This is a genomic window from Lutibacter oceani, assembly GCF_003384935.1.
Classification (GTDB): Bacteria; Bacteroidota; Bacteroidia; order Flavobacteriales; family Flavobacteriaceae; genus Lutibacter; species Lutibacter oceani.
In genome coordinates, this window is record NZ_QTTQ01000009.1 from 102,851 (window position 1) to 121,419 (window position 18,569).

Genomic DNA, 18,569 nt, shown 5'->3' on the forward strand with positions numbered 1-18,569 from the left:
TTAACAAATAACAAAGAATCTTTTAAAAAGACTCTTTATTCTTATTTTTAAAAGGTCTTATTATTAAACGCGTTTCCCTGTCAAATCGAATATAGTTATATACCCAGTTAAAAAATACTACAGCTTTATTTCTAAAACCAATTAAAGAAAATAAGTGAACAAACATCCATACAAACCAAGCAAAAACACCCTGAAAACGGATCTTTTTTAAATCTACCACGGCTTTATTTCTTCCAATTGTAGCCATTGAACCTCTGTTTTTATAAACAAAAGGTTTCATTGGTTTATCTTCCAGTTGAGCAATAATATTTTCAGCTAAATGTTTTCCTTGCTGTAAGGCAGGCTGTGCCATCATTGGAAGCCCAAAAGGATATTTTTCAGATTTCAAACCAGCAACATCCCCAATAGCAAAGATATTTTTATTTTCATTAACTTGGTTAAACTCATTTACTTTAAACCTACAAGGTCTCTCTAAAATACATTCAGCTTTCAAACCATTTATAGTTGCCCCTTTTACTCCTGCGGCCCAAATTAAAGTCCCTGCTTTAAATTGATCTTCACCATTGGTTTTTACATTCGTTCCATCATAATCTAATACTCGAAGATTCTTCCAAATATTTACCCCTAGCTTTATTAAAAAATCTTCAGCTTTTTCAGAAGCCTTTTCACTCATTCCTGTCAGCAATCTATTTGAACTTTGAATTACATTAATTTGCATTGTTCTAATATCTAAATCAGGATAATCTTTAGGTAAAATACCTTTTTTCATTTCAGCTAAAGCACCTGCTAATTCAACACCTGTTGGTCCTCCACCAACAATTACAAAATTCATTAATGCCTTTCGCCTTTCTAAATCCGTTTCTAATAAGGCCTCCTCAAAATTTTCTAAAATTAAGCTTCTAATATTTAAAGATTGTGGAACAGATTTCATTTCCATACCATATTTTTGAATGTTTTTGTTTCCAAAAAAATTGGTTTCTGAACCAGTTGCAATTACCAAATAATCGTAATCTAATTCACCTATAGTAGTTTCAATTTTATTGTTTTCTGGAACAATTTTAAGAACTTTTGTTAAACGAAAAAAATAATTTTCTAAATCATTAATCGTTTTTCTCAAAGGAAAAGCTATACTATCAGGCTCTAAACCTCCAGTTGCAACTTGGTACAACAAGGGCTGAAATGTATGATAATTATGCTTGTCTAATAAAACAACTTGAAGTTCTAAATTCTTTAATCCTTTAGCAACAGCCAATCCTGCAAATCCTCCTCCAATAATTACAACTCTAGGAAAACTAGTTTGAGGTATATTCATATTTTTTATTTAGTAGTATGTAAAATTAGGGCTTTTCAAACAAACTCTTTTTTAAATTTAATTTTAATTCTTGTAAAGTTTTATTTGAATTAATTAGCTTTTTAATTAAATCACTTCTCAAAACATTAATATCTTCATTGTAATATTTCGCCCATTTATAATTTTTAAATAGTGATTTTATTTCTTTTTGTCTCTTAAAAGCAAATTCCAAACTCATTAAATATTTTGAATCATTATCACTTTTATTTTCTTTTAAAATTTTTGAAATCCCTTTTTCGATATCTACCTTCAGATAAAAAACTTTTTCAACAGAATTTAATTTGAAAAAATCTTCCCAATTTGCATAACCAACATAGTAATTTTGATTTTTATAATCTTCAATTTCTTCAATGCTCCACCTGCAGTTGGCTACCCTGCCCCAATGATTTGAATAACGATAAACACCTTCTTTTGTATAGTAATATAAACTTCCAGATTTGCTTTTATAATGAGCAGATTTTTCTTTAAAAAAATCTTTTTGAATCATTTTAAATTCGCAGTAAGTTCGCTTATGAAAGCTTAATTTATTATAGTTACTCAAAGCTTGTTTGATTTAACATTTTATCAAAAAAAAAAAATTAATTAACTAGCTTAGAAACTATCTCCTTTACTGGTAAAATTTCTTTTGTAAACTCTATACTTGGTCCTGCCACCCAAACCGTTTTATAAGTTGCCTTTTTTGCTGCTTTTTCAGTTGCCTTCATTCCTATTGAAAAACGAATCATTTTAACCCATTTTTTTAATTTTTTATTTTTATTTAAAATCCGTTCTATCCAAGTTTGTCTAGTGCCAATTTTTTGCACATAAGGTGTATTAATAACTGTGCAAGGGGTTCCAGAAATACGCTCAGTTATTATAATATCTTTTGCTCCGTAATCCACGCACGCTTGCTTATATTCTGCTGTTACACCAGCTTCTATGGAAGCAATAAAAGGGCTACCAACAGAAACACCAATTGCTCCATAACTTAATATTTTATCAATATCAGACTTACATCCTACTCCACCTGCAGAAATCACCGGAATATTACAATTTGAAACTAATTCGGTTATTAATTCCTTTGGACTGCTACCTCCTCTATGACCGCCAGCCAAATTATTTACAGCTATAATTGCGTCTGCTCCAAGACTTTCAACTTTTTTAGCGAATTTTAAATCTGTTACATCACAAAATACTTTAATATTATTTTTATGTGCTTGTTTAATAGTTTCTTCTGGACTCCCCAAAGATGTAATTATAAAATCAACCCCTTCTTCACAAATTACACGTAACTGTTCATTATACTTTACATTAGATTTATTTACAATTAAATTAAAACCAAACGATCCCCCCTCAACTTTCTCGGCTTTTAATTCTTTTATTGCTGCTCTTAACGCCTCTAAAGTTCTATAATTTAAAGCTGGTATACAACCTGCAATACCACTTTTCATTGCCTCTATTACCATTTCAGTATTAGATACTAAAAACATTGGTGCCTGAATAATTGGGTACTTAATATTTAAAAGTTGGTTTAATTTTGCTAATCTCATTTGTTTTTTGATTTTTTCAAATATAGTAAATAGTATGCGTGCATAATAAATTATTTAAAAACAAAAAAGGCTTTCAATATTGAAAGCCTTTTTATATTGTTTTAAAAAAAATTAATCTTCTTTTACTTCTTCAAAGTCCACATCTTCTACATTATCGCCTTCACTTTTAGGTTGTGTTTCTCCTGCATCTCCAGCTGGAGCACCTTGAGCTTGACCTTCTTGTTGTGCCTTGTACATTTCTTCACTTGCAACTTTCCAAGCTTCATTAATCTTTTCCATTGCAGCATCAATTTGAGCAATATCTTTAGATTCGTGTGCTTTTTTAAGTTCAGTAAGTGCTGCTTCAATTGGATCTTTTTTATCAGCTGATAATTTATCACCAAATTCTTTTAATTGTTTTTCAGTTTGAAAAATCATAGAGTCTGCTCCATTGATTTTTTCTGCAACTTCTTTAGCATTTTTATCTGCATCCGCATTTGCTTCAGCATCAGCTTTCATTTTTTTGATTTCTTCATCAGTTAAACCTGAAGAAGCTTCAATTCTAATATCCTGTGTTTTATTAGTAGCTTTATCTGTAGCTGTTACGTGAATAATACCATTAGCATCAATATCAAAAGTTACTTCAATTTGTGGAGTTCCTCTTTGTGCTGGTGGAATACCATCTAAATGAAAACGACCAATAGTTTTATTATCTGCAGCCATTGCACGTTCACCTTGTAATACGTGAATTTCTACTGATGGCTGGTTATCTGCAGCTGTTGAGAACACTTGTGACTTTTTAGTTGGAATTGTAGTGTTTGCTTCAATTAACTTCGTCATTACATTACCCATAGTTTCAATACCTAAAGATAGTGGTGTAACATCTAACAACAATACATCTTTTACATCTCCTGTTAAAACTCCACCTTGAATAGCTGCTCCAATTGCAACAACCTCATCCGGATTTACACCTTTTGAAGGAGCTTTTCCAAAGAATTTTTCAACAGCTTCTTGAACTGCTGGAATACGAGTTGAACCTCCTACTAAAATAATTTCATCAATATCACCAGTTGTTAAACCAGCTCCTTTTAATGCTGTTCTACAAGGTTCAATAGTTCTTTTTACCAAATCATCAATTAATTGCTCAAATTTAGCTTTTGTTAAACTACGCACTAAGTGTTTCGGTCCTGATGCAGTAGCGGTAACATAAGGTAAATTAATTTCAGTTGTAGCTGATGAAGATAATTCAATTTTCGCTTTTTCTGCAGCTTCTTTTAAACGTTGTAAAGCCATAGGGTCTTTACGTAAATCCATATTTTCTTCAGCTTTAAACTCTTCAGCTAACCAATCAATAATTTTTTGATCAACATCATCACCTCCTAAGTGTGTATCTCCATCTGTAGATAATACTTCAAAAACACCATCTCCTAACTCTAAAATAGAAACATCATGTGTTCCTCCACCAAAGTCAAAAACAACTATTTTTTTATCTTCACCTTTTTTATCCATTCCATAAGCTAATGCTGCTGCAGTAGGTTCATTAATAATTCTACTCACCTTTAAACCTGCAATTTCACCAGCTTCTTTAGTTGCCTGACGTTGTGCATCGTTAAAATATGCTGGAACCGTTACAACTGCTTCGCTAATTTCAGTACCTAAATAATCTTCAGCAGTTTTTTTCATTTTTTGAAGAATCATTGCTGAAATTTCTTGTGGAGTATATAATCTTCCATCAATATCAACACGCGGTGTATCATTATCTCCTTTAACCACTTTATAAGGTACACGTTCTGCTTCCATTTTAGACTCAGAATATTTGTTACCCATAAAACGTTTTATTGAATAAATGGTTTTTAATGGATTTGTAACCGCTTGTCTTTTTGCTGGGTCTCCAACTTTACGTTCCCCACCTTCAATAAATGCAACTATTGATGGTGTAGTTCTTTTCCCTTCTGCATTAGGAATTACAACTGGTTCATTCCCTTCCATTACAGAAACACAAGAGTTGGTTGTTCCTAAATCTATTCCTATAATTTTACTCATAATTATATATTTATATTATTTTTAATTTTTTTAAACTTACAGTTACATTTAGACAATGATTATGCCATTACAATTTTTATGTCAAGTTGTCATAATTTGAATTTTCCAAAAGATAAAACTGTCATTATTTAAAAGCTTTATTATTAATTTTAGTAAAATGCGAAACGTATTTTTCAAAAACATATATTTACAAACTATAAATAAACGAAACTTATTAAATGGAGTGTATTTCTATTTTTGATATGCTAAAAATTGGTATTGGTCCTTCAAGTTCTCATACATTAGGTCCTTGGCGTGCCGCTGAAAGATGGATAAATCATTTAAAAAAAGAACACCTTTTTAATAAAATTACGTCTGTTAAAGTTGACTTATATGGATCATTATCTTTAACCGGAAAAGGACATGCTACAGATTTGGCTATACTTTTAGGTTTATCAGGTGCCGATCCTGAATACATTGTAACCGAAGACATTTCAACAATAATTACCAAAATAAAGAATGAAAAAACTCTAAATTTCAGCAATACTTTTATTATAAATTTCAATCCAATCACTGATATTATTTTTAATAAAGAGTTTTTACCATTTCACGCAAATGCAATAAAATTTACTGGGTTTAACAATAAGAATGAAATTTCTACAGATACCTATTATTCAATTGGAGGTGGTTTTGTTGTTAGAGAAGAATTAATACATGCCAAAGAAAATATTGAAATTCATAAAACTTTTCCATACCCAATTCAAAAAGCAAAAGAACTTGAATTTTTTTGTAATGAAACCAAGTTAAAAATATCAGAAATTGTTTTAGAAAATGAAAAATCATTAAGAACTGAAGCTGAAATTGATTTTGAAATTAAAAGAATTTGGGATACAATGCTTGAATGTATGTATATTGGATGTCATACAGAAGGTACTTTGCCTGGTGGATTAAATGTAAGACGACGGGCTTTTGATATTCACCAAAAATTAAAAGTAGATACAATTTACAACTCCCCTGAAGAATGGTTGATTTCAATACGAAATACCGAAGTTAAATTTCGTCAAATTTTAAAATGGGTTAGTTGTTTTGCTTTAAGTGTTAATGAAGTTAATGCTTCACTTGGAAGAGTGGTAACAGCTCCAACAAACGGGAGTGCTGGCGTTATACCTGCAGTTTTAATGTATTATTTGGTTATTGAAAACCATGAAGCCAATTTTAACCACATTAAACAATTTTTATTAGTTGCCAGTGAAATTGGAAGTTTATTTAAAAAAGGTGCTACAATATCGGCTGCAATGGGTGGTTGTCAGGCAGAAATTGGAGTTTCATCGGCAATGGCAGCCGGTGCTTTAACTGAATTACTTGGCGGAACACCTGAGCAAGTTTTAATGGCTAGTGAAATTGCCATGGAACATCATTTAGGATTAACTTGTGATCCTATTGGCGGATTAGTACAAATACCTTGTATTGAACGCAATGCAATGGGAGCTATTAAGGCAATTAATGCAGCTGAACTAGCCTTAGAATCCGATAGTAATAACGCTAAAGTTCCATTAGACAAAGTAATTTCTAGCATGTGGGAAACTGCTAAAGATATGAATTCTAAATACAAGGAAACCTCTGAGGGCGGTTTGGCAGTGGGTGTAAACCTATCAGATTGTTAAAATAAATTTATTTTTTATGAAGAATATTTTTTATATTTGGGAAAAGGAATATTAACATTAATAAAAAAAAATCGTTATTCATGAGTAAATTCGATGAAAAAATAGCACTTTATCAAGGTGAAATGAAAAAATTAGGTATCAAGTTTGATGCTGATTTATTATCAAAAGTTACTAAAGGTTTAGGTCCTTCAATCTATAAACAAGATGCTGAAACAGTTTCAGGGTCAGATGCTAAAGAATTAGGTACTGTAAAAAACAATTTTTTAATTAAAAAATTAGGCCTTTCTGATGGACCAAAATTAGATGCCGCTATAGAAAAAGCTGTTGAAACTATGGGTAAATCTAACAGAAATAAGTACAGAGCAATTTTCTACTACTTACTAGTTAAGGAATTTGGAAAAGAGTCTATATATTAATGAATAAAAACATTTATAATAAAACCGCTTTTTGCGGTTTTTTTTTTAATCATTTTTAAATTCTGCAGTATAACACTATAAATTATAACAAAATAACGATTTCGTAAATTAAGATATTTGTCATATTTCAATAATTTTAAAATTAGTATTTTTGTTTTAGTTAAAATGAATTAATAAACAATAATAAAAATATGAAAGTAACAGTAGTAGGGGCTGGCGCGGTAGGCGCAAGTTGCGCAGAGTACATAGCAATAAAAAATTTCGCATCAGAAGTAACGTTAATTGACATTAAAGAAGGTTTTGCTGAAGGTAAAGCCATGGATTTAATGCAATGTGCATCGTTAAATGGTTTTGACACCAAAATTACAGGTGTAACTAATGATTACTCTAAAACAGCTGGTAGTGATGTAGCTGTTATAACAAGTGGTATTCCAAGAAAACCAGGAATGACTCGTGAAGAATTAATTGGAATTAATGCAGGTATTGTAAAATCTGTTTCAGAAAATTTAATAAAATACTCACCAAATGTAATTATTATTGTGGTTAGTAATCCAATGGATACTATGGCTTATTTAGCGCACAAAGCAACTGGATTACCTAAAAATAGAATTATTGGAATGGGTGGAGCTTTAGATAGTGCTCGTTTTAAATTCCGCTTGGCTGAAGCATTAGGATGTCCTGCATCTGATGTTGATGGAATGGTAATTGGTGGACATAGTGATACTGGAATGGTTCCTCTAATTGGAAAAGCTGCAAGAAATAGTGTAAAAGTTTCTGAATTTTTATCAGAAGAAAGAATGCAACAAGTTGTTGAAGACACTAAAGTTGGTGGCGCTACATTAACTAAATTATTAGGTACTAGTGCATGGTATGCTCCTGGAGCTGCAGTTTCTGCAATGGTACAAGCAATTGCTTTAGATTCTCAAAAAATGTTCCCTTGTTCTGCTTTATTAGAAGGTGAATTTGGATTAAATGATATTTCAATAGGTGTACCATGTATTATTGGTAAAAACGGAATTGAAAAAATTGTTGAAATTGAATTATCTGATGCAGAAATTGCAAAAATTAAAGAAAGTGCTGAAGGTGTTAAAAAAACAAATGCTTTGTTAGACTAATTTCTTTTTAAATAAAATTTTAAAACTCTTCAAAAATTCCTTTTTTGAAGAGTTTTTTTTATCAATTTTTTTAAGACAATCCTGAAATTACTCCATTATTATCTATTGTCATATTTTCTGAAGCTGGAACACCTGGAAGTCCAGGCATACGCATCATTTGACCTAAAATTGGGATTATAAACTTTGCTCCTGCAGCAATTTCAATTTCACGCACCGTAACAACAAAATTCTCAGGTCTTCCAACAAGTGATTCATTATCTGAAAAAGATTTTTGTGTTTTTGCCATACAAATTGCAAAATCATTAAAACCAAGTCTGTCAATTCTGGCTAAATTTAATTTAGCTTTTTTATCAAAATCAACTTCAATAGCCCCATATATTTCCTTGGCTATTGTTTCTATTTTCTCTTTTACTGGCGTTTTCCAATTATATATAGGCTTAAAATGTGATTTGTTAGATTCTACAACTTCAACAACAGCCTTAGCCAACTCTTTGGTTCCTTCACCTCCTTTAGCCCAACCATCTGAAACAACAGCATTAACTCCTAACTCAGCACATTTTTCAATTATATAGTTTATTTCTTTATAAGAATCGTTTGAAAATGTATTAATTGCAACTACTGGCTCAATATTAAATTTTCTAATATTTTCTATATGCTTTTCTAAATTGCAAAAACCTGCTTTTACAAATGCTAAATTTGGAGTATTAAATTCATCTTTTTTAGCACCACCATGATGACGCAACGCTCTAATAGTCGCTACCAAAACAACAGCTTTAGGGCTTAATCCTGCTGCAACACATTTTATATTTAAAAATTTCTCCGCCCCTAAATCTGCACCAAATCCAGCTTCGGTAATTACATAATTAGATAAAGATAATCCCATTTTTGTGGCTATAATTGTATTTGTTCCTTGTGCAATATTTGCAAAAGGGCCCCCATGAATTATCGCTGGATTTTCTTCTAACGTTTGTACCAAGTTTGGTTTTATTGCGTATTTCAATAAAATTGCCATGGCATTTTCGGCCTTTAAATCACGTGCAAAAATTGGTTTTTTATCAAATGTAAAACCTATAAAAATATCACCTAAACGCTTTTTTAAGTCTTCGAAATCTGTTGCCATACATAAAATGGCCATTACTTCAGAAGCTGGTGTAATGTTAAAACCATCTTCTCTAGGAATTCCATTAGCAGTACCTCCCAAACCAATAACGATACTCCTTAAAGCTCTGTCATTCATATCAATAACTCGCTTCCAAAGAATGGTTCTTGGATCTAAATTTAAATTACAGCAGTTACTTTGCAAATTATTATCAATTAAAGCAGACAATAAATTATTTGCCTTTTCTACAGCATTAAAATCACCTGTGAAATGTAAATTAATATCTTCCATAGGCACAACTTGTGAATATCCACCACCGGCAGCACCACCTTTAATACCAAAAACAGGACCTAATGAAGGTTCTCTTAAAACAACTGTTGCTTGTTTTCCAATCTTATTTAATCCTTCAGTTAGCCCAATAGAAACTGTAGTTTTTCCTTCACCAGCTGGTGTTGGAGTAATTGCAGTAACTAAAATTAAGTTATTTTTCTTTATTTTATCTTCGTCAATTAGAGTTAAAGGTAATTTAGCTTTATACTTACCAAACATCTCAATTGTATCTTCTTCAATTCCTAACTTTGCTGCAATTTCTTTAATATGTATTAATTCTTTCTCTTGTGCAATTTCAATATCTGTTAAATGCTTCATTTTTTATTAAATTTTACTAAACAAATATATAAAATTCAGAATTCAGAATAGCTGTAATTTCATATGTGGTAATTTAAAGGTATAAAAAGCTAAAAAAGTATTGTCAGTCTCTTTTTGAAATTATATATTTGCACGTTTATTACAAATGAATTTTATATCAAATTAATTTAAAATGCAAAATAAAGGACTTATAAAGTTATTCGCTATTCTATTTGGATTAGTAAGTTTATACCAATTATCATTTACTTGGTTTACAAATGGTGTTGAAGATAAAGCAAAAACCTATGCTGAATCTAAATCTGATGAAGGTAAAGAAATTGCAAGATTAGAAAGAGTTTATTTAGACTCCGTTGCAAACAAACCAGTTATTGACTTGGGTTTTGCTAAATTTAGCTATAATGACATAAAAGATAAAGAACTTAATTTAGGATTAGACCTTAAAGGTGGTATTAATGCTATTTTACAAGTATCTGTTAAAGATATTTTGATTGGATTATCTAACGAATCAAAAAATCCAGTATTTAATGAAGCATTAGCAAAAGCTACCGAAGCACAAAGAAGTAGTGATAGAAGATTTTTAGATTTATTTTTTGATGCATTTGAAGAAACTAGTGCCGGAACTGTTAAATTAAGTGATCCTAGTATTTTTGGGAACAAATCTTTAAGAGAAAAAATAAACTTTAAACTTACCGATGAAGAAGTATTGCCAATTATTGAAGCTGAAGTTACAGGTTCGGTTAACACTGCTTTTGAAGTTTTAAGAAGTCGTATTGATAAATTTGGGGTTACACAACCAAACATTCAGCGTATTGGTAACTCTGGGCGTATTTTAATTGAGCTTCCAGGAGCAAAAGACATTGATCGTGTAAAAAAATTACTTCAAAGTACGGCAGAATTACAATTTTGGGAAGTATATTCTAACCAAGAAACTGCTAATTTCTTTTTCCAAGCAAATTCTGTAGTAGAAAACTTATTAAAAGTTGAAACTGAAGTTGATACTACTTCAACTAAAGATAATTTAGAAGATTTATTAGGTGAAGTTTCTGATTCCTTAGCTACAAAACCAACAAATAATTTATTTTCAGTATTCTCACCAAGTATTCCTCAAAATCAAAATCAGATTTCATCTGTAATAGGAACTGCCAAGGTTGCCGATACTTCTAAAGTAAATTCTTACCTAGCAATGAAAGAAGTTAGAGGATTACTTTCTAACGAAATGAAATATGCAAAATTTTTATGGGATGCTAAACCATTTACAAATACAGTTGCTTCAACAGGAGAAAATGTTGAGTTAATTTATTTATATGGTATAAAATCTAACCGTGAAGATATTGCTCCAATTGAAGGTGATGTTATTGATGATGCGAGTCAGGAATACGGACAAACAGGAAAGCCTGAAGTTAGTATGACAATGAATGCTAGTGGTTCTAGATTATGGGGTAAAATGACTACTGAAAATGTCGGTCAATTTGTTGCTGTAGTTTTAGATGATTACGTATATACCGCACCTTCTGTAAACACACCTATTACAACTGGAAGAACTTCAATTTCTGGTGGTAGTATGACTGTTGAAGAGGCACAAGATATTGCCAACGTTCTAAAAGCAGGTAAATTACCAGCTGCTGCACATATTATTCAATCTGAAGTTGTTGGACCTTCTTTAGGGCAAAAAGCAATTGATAGCAGTATGAGTTCTTTTGCTTTAGCATTACTTTTAGTGTTACTTTGGATGGTTTTTTACTACGGAAAAGCAGGTGGTTTTGCTGATGTTGCTCTTTTAGTTAACTTATTATTTATATTCGGAATTTTAACTGCATTTGGTGCTGTACTTACATTACCAGGAATTGCAGGTATTATTTTAACAATAGGTATGTCGGTTGATGCCAACGTAATTATTTTTGAAAGAATAAAAGAAGAACTAAATAAAGGTAAAGGTTTAAAAGCTTCTATTGAACACGGATTTAGTTTTAAGGGAGCTTTATCAGCTATTATAGATGCTAACATTACAACAATGTTAACAGGTGTAATTTTATATGTATTTGGTACAGGACCCGTAAAAGGATTTGCTTATACGTTAATGGTAGGTATTGTTACTTCGTTATTTACAGCAATCTTTATCACGCGTTTATTAATAGATTGGTACGCTGGAAAAGGAAAACTATTCACATTCAATACAAATATTACTAAAAACTGGTTTAAAAGAATTGATATTGAATTCTTAAAGAAAAGAAAAATTGCATATGTAATTTCAGGTTTGGTAATAATTATTGGTTTAGGATCTTTATTTACTAATGGTTTAAACTATGGAGTTGATTTTGTTGGAGGTAGATCTTATGTGGTTAAATTTGAAAATCCAACAAGTGCTACTGAAGTTGCCAATACGTTAAAAGATGCTTTTGGAAGTGCTCCAGAAGTAAAAACGTATGGTGAAGCTAGTCAATTAAAAATTACAACAAAATATAAAATTGAAGAAGAAGGAAATCATATTGATGATGAAGTTCAAGATTTATTATACACAGGTTTAACAAGCTATTTACCAGAAGGTTTATCAATGGATGAATTTAAACCTGGTTTTGATGGAACTAAAACAGCCGGAATAATGAGTTCAATTAAAGTTGAACCAACAATTGCAGATGATATTAAAACAGCTGCAGGTTGGGCAATTATAGGCTCATTATTGGTAGTTTTCTTATATATCTTATTCAGATTTAGAAAATGGCAATACAGTTTAGGTGCTGTTGCTGCAGTTTTCCATGATGTTTTAATTGTATTAGCAATTTTCTCATTATTCTATAAAATTTTACCTTTTGATATGGAAATTGGACAATCATTTATTGCCGCCATATTAACCGTAGTTGGGTACTCTCTAAATGATACTGTGGTAATTTTTGATAGAATTCGTGAATTTGCAGGTATACACACAACTTGGAAATTTTCAGAAGTTGTTGATAGAGCATTAAGTAGTACTTTAGGAAGAACTATTAATACTTCATTAACCACCCTTGTTGTATTAACGGCTATCTTCTTATTTGGTGGAGATTCTATTAAAGGATTTATGTTCGCATTAATTGTTGGTGTAGTTGTGGGTACTTACTCATCATTATTTATTGCATCACCTTTAATGTATGATACCGTTAAAAAATTAGATGAAAAGAAAAAATAATATTTAAATCAAAATAGATTTAATAAAACCGTTTTGAAAATTCAAAACGGTTTTTGTATTTCAAAAAGGAATTAATTAGCATATATAACAAATAATTATATATTGATTCTTAAATTTGCAACAAATTACAACTATGAGCATTATTAAATTACACGACAAATATTTTAAATCTTACATTTCTGAAAAACTAATTCATGAAGCTATAGAATCTTTGGTAAAACAAGTATATAAGGATTGTAAAAATGAAACACCTTTATTTATAGGTATTTTAAACGGTTGTTTTATGTTTGTAGCAGATTTTGTACGTGAATATAATGGAGATTGTGAAGTTTCGTTTGTTAAATTAGCATCATATGAGGGAACTAAATCTACAGGAAAAATAAAACAATTAGTTGGAGTTAATGAAAATTTAGAAGGGAGAACAGTTGTAATTTTAGAAGATATTATCGATACCGGAAATACGCTTCAAGAAATTTATGAAATATTTAAAGATAAAAAGTTAAAACAACTTAAAATAGCAACTTTATTTTTTAAACCAGATGTGTTCAAGAAAGAATTACCAATAGATTATATCGGGATTTCTATTCCTGATAAATTTATTGTTGGTTATGGTTTAGATTATAATGGAATAGGAAGAAACTTTGCAAGCATTTACCAACTAACAAAAAAACCAACCATGAAAAACATAGTTTTATTTGGCCCTCCAGGTGCAGGAAAAGGTACCCAAGCAGATTTATTAAAGGAAAAATACAATCTTAAACATATTTCAACAGGAGATGTTTTTAGGTATAATATTAAAAATGAAACTGAGTTAGGTTTGTTAGCTAAATCTTTTATGGATAAAGGAGATTTAGTTCCAGATGAAGTTACAATAGACATGCTAAAAGCAGAAGTAGAAAAAAATGCAGACGCAAATGGCTTTATTTTTGATGGCTTTCCACGTACAGAATCGCAAGCAAAAGCTTTAGATGAATTTTTAGAAGAAAAAGGTGAGGCTATTAGTGGTATGGTTGCTTTAGAAGTACCTGAAGATTTATTAGTGAAACGCTTATTAGAAAGAGGCAAAACAAGTGGAAGATCTGATGATCAGGATGAAAATAAAATTCGTAATCGTTTCAACGAATACAATACTAAAACTGCTATTTTAAAAGATTATTACGAACTTCAAAATAAATATTTTGGAGTAAATGGAGTTGGTACTATAAGTGAAATTACAGAACGTTTAAGTACCGTTTTTGATAAATTATAATAATTTGTCAATTGAAAAAGATTCCTGCCTCTGCAGGAATGACAGAAACTAAAAAAAATGACTGAAGGAAATTTTGTTGACTATTTAAAAGTTTATGCCAGTTCTGGTAAAGGTGGTGGAGGTTCTACGCATTTGCACAGAGAAAAATATATTACTAAAGGTGGTCCTGATGGTGGTGATGGTGGTCGTGGTGGCCATATTATTGTGCGTGCAAATCCAAATTTATGGACACTCTTTCATTTAAAATTCAACAAGCACTTTAGAGCTGAACATGGTGGCCATGGTGCTAAATCCAGAAGTACAGGAAAAGATGGTGAAGATGTTTATATTGAAGTTCCATTAGGTACTATTATTAGAGATGGTGAAACGCAAGAAATATTGTTTGAAATAACATCAGAAAATACAGAGCAAATTCTTTTAGAAGGTGGAAAAGGCGGTTTAGGAAACTGGAATTTCAGGTCTTCAACAAACCAAACTCCGCGCTATGCTCAACCAGGTATTGACGGCAAAGAAGGATGGTTTCAATTAGAACTAAAATTGTTAGCTGATGTTGGTTTGGTTGGTTTTCCAAATGCGGGTAAATCAACATTATTATCAGTTTTAACTGCCGCAAAACCTAAAATTGCTGATTATGCCTTTACAACATTAAAACCAAATTTAGGTATCGTACAATACAGAGATTTTCAAACATTTGTAATTGCTGATATCCCGGGAATTATTGAAGGTGCAGCAGAAGGAAAAGGCTTAGGACATCGTTTTTTACGCCATATTGAACGTAATTCAATATTATTATTTTTAATTCCTGCAGATTCAGATAATATTGAAAAAGAATATGAAATTTTAATAAATGAATTAAGGCAACATAATCCAGAATTATTAGATAAAAATAGGCTGTTAGCAATTTCAAAATCTGATATGTTAGATGAGGAATTAAAAGAAGAAATTAAAAAAGTATTACCGAAAGGCATAAAAACAATTTTTATTTCATCAATTGCTCAACAAGGATTAACTGAGTTGAAAGACCTTCTATGGAAATTACTCCATGAATAATTAATTTACTAAAACTATTGGTAAGGTAAATTCTGTAGTTACTGGAATTCCTCTTTTAATTGCCGCTTTTAAAGTGGGTAAATTATTAATACCCAAACTAATTAAACTATCAAGTTTTGGTATTTGACTTTGAATAAATGATGAAGATTTTAAATTTACAAGTGATACTTTCCCTGCTTTATCTACATGTAATTTAACTAAAATTGTATCATTCATTGGTTCTGTAACCTTTAATTGATATTCAGACAAAGAAGCATAAATTTGCTCAGATAGTTTAATTTGAGAACATATTTTTTGTTTTTCTTCAGAAGGAATACTATCACAAGAAGGAAATAAAGGAAAAACATCAACTGTATTAAAATCAATTACAGTATCTATTACTTGATTCTGAGGCAACTCTTTTTTCTGAAAAAAATCACAAGAAACTAGAAGAAAAATAATGCTAAATAAAAAAATAATACGTTTATACATTCCATTATTTTAATATGTGAAATTACAATTTTTTTATTAAAAAAATACTGTCAAAAATTATCCAACTTAAATTGTACCTCAATATTGTAAACTATTAGGTTTAAATTAAAATTAAATGACATTATTTGATTTCTTTTTGACATTTTTACACCATTTATTTTGATCTTAAAAAATTATATTTGTTCAAACAAATTTTAATAAAGAACTGGATAAAACTTAAAATAGAAATTATGAAATTTGGACATTTTGATGATTCTCAAAGAGAATATGTAATAACAAATCCTAAAACCCCATATCCCTGGATTAATTATTTAGGAAATGAAGATTTTTTCTCTTTAATATCAAATACGGCAGGAGGATATACTTTTTATAAGGATGCAAAATTTAGACGATTAACAAGATATAGATACAATAACGTTCCTACTGATGATGGTGGACGTTATTTTTACATAAAAGATGGAGATACAACATGGTCACCAAGTTGGAAACCTTGTAAAACAGACCTTGACAAATACGAATGTCGCCATGGAATGAATTACACAACAATTGAAGGTGTAAAAGATGGTGTATCTGCAAAAGCATTGTTTTTTGTTCCTTTAAAAACCTGGGCAGAAGTTCAAAAACTAACATTGACAAATAACAGTAATGAGGTTAAAAAACTAAAATTATTTTCGTTTACTGAATGGGCACTTTGGAATGCAGCAGCCGATATGGAAAACTTCCAAAGGAACTTTTCTACCGGTGAAGTTGAAATTGAAGATTCTGTTCTTTATCACAAAACAGAATATAAAGAGCGTAGAAATCATTACGCATATTATTCTGTAAATACACCTATTCAAGGTTATGATACAGATCGAGAAACCTTTTTTGGTTTGTATAACGGCTTTCATGAACCTCAGGTTGTAGAAGCAGGCAAACCTGGAATGAGCGTTGCGCATGGGTGGTCTCCAATTGCCTCTCACTATATTGAAGTTGAATTACAACCGGGAGAATCAAAAGATTATATTTTTGTTTTAGGATATGTTGAAAACAAGCAAGATGAAAAATGGGAATCTAAAAATAGTATCAATAAAACCAAGGCTAAAGAAACTATTGCTAAATTTAATACCGTTAAAAAAGTAGATGCTGCTTTGGCAGAATTACATGCCTATTGGGATAACTTATTAAGTATATACACTATTGATTCAGGTGAGGAAAAATTAGATAGAATGGTAAATATTTGGAATCAATACCAATGTATGATTACCTTCTGTTTTTCTCGTTCAGCTTCTTATTTTGAAAGTGGAATTGGGCGCGGAATGGGATTCCGGGATTCTAATCAGGATTTAATTGGTTTTGTACATCAAATACCGGAACGTGCAAGAGAACGTATCATAGATATTGCTTCAACACAATTTCCCGATGGTGGATGTTACCATCAATATCAGCCTTTAACAAAAAAAGGGAATAATGATATTGGAGGTGGATTTAACGATGACCCAATGTGGTTAATTTTAGGAACAACAAGCTATATTAAAGAAACAGGCGATTTTAGTATTTTAGATGAGATGGTTCCTTTTGATAATGATATGAGCATTGCCCGTACTTTATTTGATCATTTATCTGTTTCTTTTGATCACGTAATTAACAATTTAGGTCCGCATGGATTGCCTTTAATTGGACGTGCCGATTGGAACGATTGTTTAAACTTAAATTGTTTCTCCAACGACCCAAATGAATCCTACCAAACAACTGAAAATCAATCAGAAGGATCAAAAGCTGAATCATTAATGATTGCCGGTTTATTTGTCGTTTATGGAAACGATTTTATAAAATTATGCAAAAGAGTTGGAAATGAAGCTGAAGCAGCACGTTGTCAAAAACATGTAGATGCAATGGTTGAAGCAGTTAAACAACATGGTTGGGATGGAGAATGGTTTTTACGTGCGTATGATTATTATGGTAATAAAATTGGAAGTGACGAAAATGAAGAAGGAAAAATATTTATAGAATCTAACGGTTGGTGCACAATGGCCGGAATTGGTAAAGAAGAAGGCTTCATTGAAAAAGCGTTAGATGCTGTAAAAGAACGCCTTGATTGCGAACATGGTATTGTTTTAAATAATCCTGCTTTTACAAAATATTATATTGAATATGGTGAAATTTCCAGTTATCCCCCTGGTTATAAAGAAAATGCAGGTATCTTTTGCCATAACAATCCTTGGATAATGATTGGTGAAACTGTAATTGGACGTGGAGATCAGGCTTGGGAATATTTTAAGAAAATATGCCCGGCTTACTTAGAAGATGTGAGTGAATTACACAGAACAGAACCATACGTTTATTCTCAAATGATTGCCGGTAAAGACGCTTTTAAACCGGGTGAAGCTAAAAATTCTTGGTTAACAGGTACTGCATCGTGGAATTTTTATACAATTACACAATATATTTTAGGTATTCAACCAGATTATGATGGTTTAAAGATTGAGCCTTGTATTCCAAAAGACTGGAAAGGGTTTAACGTAACTCGTAAATTTAGAGGTGCTACCTACAAAATTAAAATTATAAACGAAAACGCAGTATGTAAAGGTGTTTCAAAAGTAATTATTGATGGAGAAGAATATGGTTCTAATATCCTTCCAATTTTTGCAGATGGAAAAACGCATATTGTGGAGATTGTTATGTAATTAATACAATTGTATTGATTTAAAGAAGGCTTTTTAAAAAGTATTGAAACCATAATTCTGAACTTGTTTCAGAATCTCACCATATTGATATTTAATCATTATGAGAACCTGAAACAAGTTCAGGTTGACGAAAATTTACTTTTTAGA

General features: G+C 30.9%; 13 protein-coding genes. 7 read left to right on the top strand and 6 right to left on the bottom strand.

Features of this window, described 5'->3' with window-relative positions; genetic code table 11:
• Positions 1 to 22: 22 nt before the first annotated feature.
• The 4 genes from BX611_RS00540 to dnaK all read right to left on the bottom strand — a co-directional run bounded on the left by BX611_RS00540 (position 23) and on the right by dnaK (position 4,902).
• On the bottom strand, positions 23 to 1,312 hold the full coding sequence (locus BX611_RS00540) for an NAD(P)/FAD-dependent oxidoreductase (protein WP_115877545.1): 1,290 nt from the start codon (positions 1,310 to 1,312) through the stop codon (positions 23 to 25).
• Positions 1,313 to 1,337: 25 nt separating this feature from the next.
• On the bottom strand, positions 1,338 to 1,838 hold the full coding sequence (locus BX611_RS00545; protein WP_115877546.1) for a hypothetical protein: 501 nt from the start codon (positions 1,836 to 1,838) through the stop codon (positions 1,338 to 1,340).
• 91 nt (positions 1,839 to 1,929) lie between these two features.
• Positions 1,930 to 2,880: an NAD(P)H-dependent flavin oxidoreductase gene (locus BX611_RS00550; RefSeq protein ID WP_115877547.1), complete on the bottom strand. Its 951-nt coding sequence runs from the start codon at positions 2,878 to 2,880 to the stop codon at positions 1,930 to 1,932.
• A gap of 111 nt (positions 2,881 to 2,991) precedes the next feature.
• A complete protein-coding gene (gene dnaK, locus BX611_RS00555) occupies positions 2,992 to 4,902 on the bottom strand; it encodes a molecular chaperone DnaK (RefSeq protein WP_115877548.1) in 1,911 nt (636 codons plus the stop codon).
• Between the two features lie 218 nt (positions 4,903 to 5,120).
• Between dnaK and BX611_RS00560 the strand changes: the two genes are divergently transcribed.
• The 3 genes from BX611_RS00560 to BX611_RS00570 all read left to right on the top strand — a co-directional run bounded on the left by BX611_RS00560 (position 5,121) and on the right by BX611_RS00570 (position 8,076).
• Positions 5,121 to 6,545 carry an L-serine ammonia-lyase gene (locus BX611_RS00560; protein WP_115877549.1) on the top strand — a complete coding sequence of 475 codons (1,425 nt, stop codon included), beginning with the start codon at positions 5,121 to 5,123 and terminating at the stop codon, positions 6,543 to 6,545.
• Positions 6,546 to 6,625: 80 nt separating this feature from the next.
• The gene (locus tag BX611_RS00565; RefSeq protein ID WP_115877550.1) at positions 6,626 to 6,961 is read left to right on the top strand and encodes a DUF2853 family protein; all 336 of its coding nucleotides are present in this window, start codon (positions 6,626 to 6,628) and stop codon (positions 6,959 to 6,961) included.
• A gap of 191 nt (positions 6,962 to 7,152) precedes the next feature.
• The gene (locus tag BX611_RS00570) at positions 7,153 to 8,076 is read left to right on the top strand and encodes a malate dehydrogenase (protein ID WP_115877551.1); all 924 of its coding nucleotides are present in this window, start codon (positions 7,153 to 7,155) and stop codon (positions 8,074 to 8,076) included.
• Between the two features lie 70 nt (positions 8,077 to 8,146).
• On the opposite strand, the gene BX611_RS00575 is transcribed toward BX611_RS00570, so the two are convergent.
• Entirely contained in the window at positions 8,147 to 9,823 is a 1,677-nt protein-coding gene (locus BX611_RS00575; RefSeq protein WP_115877552.1) for a formate--tetrahydrofolate ligase, read from the bottom strand.
• A 172-nt stretch (positions 9,824 to 9,995) separates the two neighbouring features.
• On the opposite strand from BX611_RS00575, the gene secDF reads away from it, so the two are divergent.
• The 3 genes from secDF to obgE all read left to right on the top strand — a co-directional run bounded on the left by secDF (position 9,996) and on the right by obgE (position 15,285).
• Complete coding sequence (gene secDF, locus BX611_RS00580) at positions 9,996 to 12,986, top strand: protein translocase subunit SecDF (RefSeq protein WP_115877553.1); 2,991 nt, start codon at positions 9,996 to 9,998, stop codon at positions 12,984 to 12,986.
• Positions 12,987 to 13,119: 133 nt separating this feature from the next.
• Positions 13,120 to 14,235 carry an adenylate kinase gene (locus tag BX611_RS00585; protein ID WP_115877554.1) on the top strand — a complete coding sequence of 372 codons (1,116 nt, stop codon included), beginning with the start codon at positions 13,120 to 13,122 and terminating at the stop codon, positions 14,233 to 14,235.
• A 57-nt stretch (positions 14,236 to 14,292) separates the two neighbouring features.
• Positions 14,293 to 15,285, top strand: a complete 993-nt coding sequence (gene obgE / locus BX611_RS00590) for a GTPase ObgE (protein WP_115877555.1) — start codon at positions 14,293 to 14,295, stop codon at positions 15,283 to 15,285.
• On the opposite strand, the gene BX611_RS00595 is transcribed toward obgE, so the two are convergent.
• Entirely contained in the window at positions 15,286 to 15,756 is a 471-nt protein-coding gene (locus tag BX611_RS00595; RefSeq protein ID WP_115877556.1) for a hypothetical protein, read from the bottom strand.
• A 230-nt stretch (positions 15,757 to 15,986) separates the two neighbouring features.
• On the opposite strand from BX611_RS00595, the gene BX611_RS00600 reads away from it, so the two are divergent.
• A complete protein-coding gene (locus tag BX611_RS00600) occupies positions 15,987 to 18,422 on the top strand; it encodes a GH36-type glycosyl hydrolase domain-containing protein (RefSeq protein WP_115877557.1) in 2,436 nt (811 codons plus the stop codon).
• Positions 18,423 to 18,569: the final 147 nt, after the last annotated feature.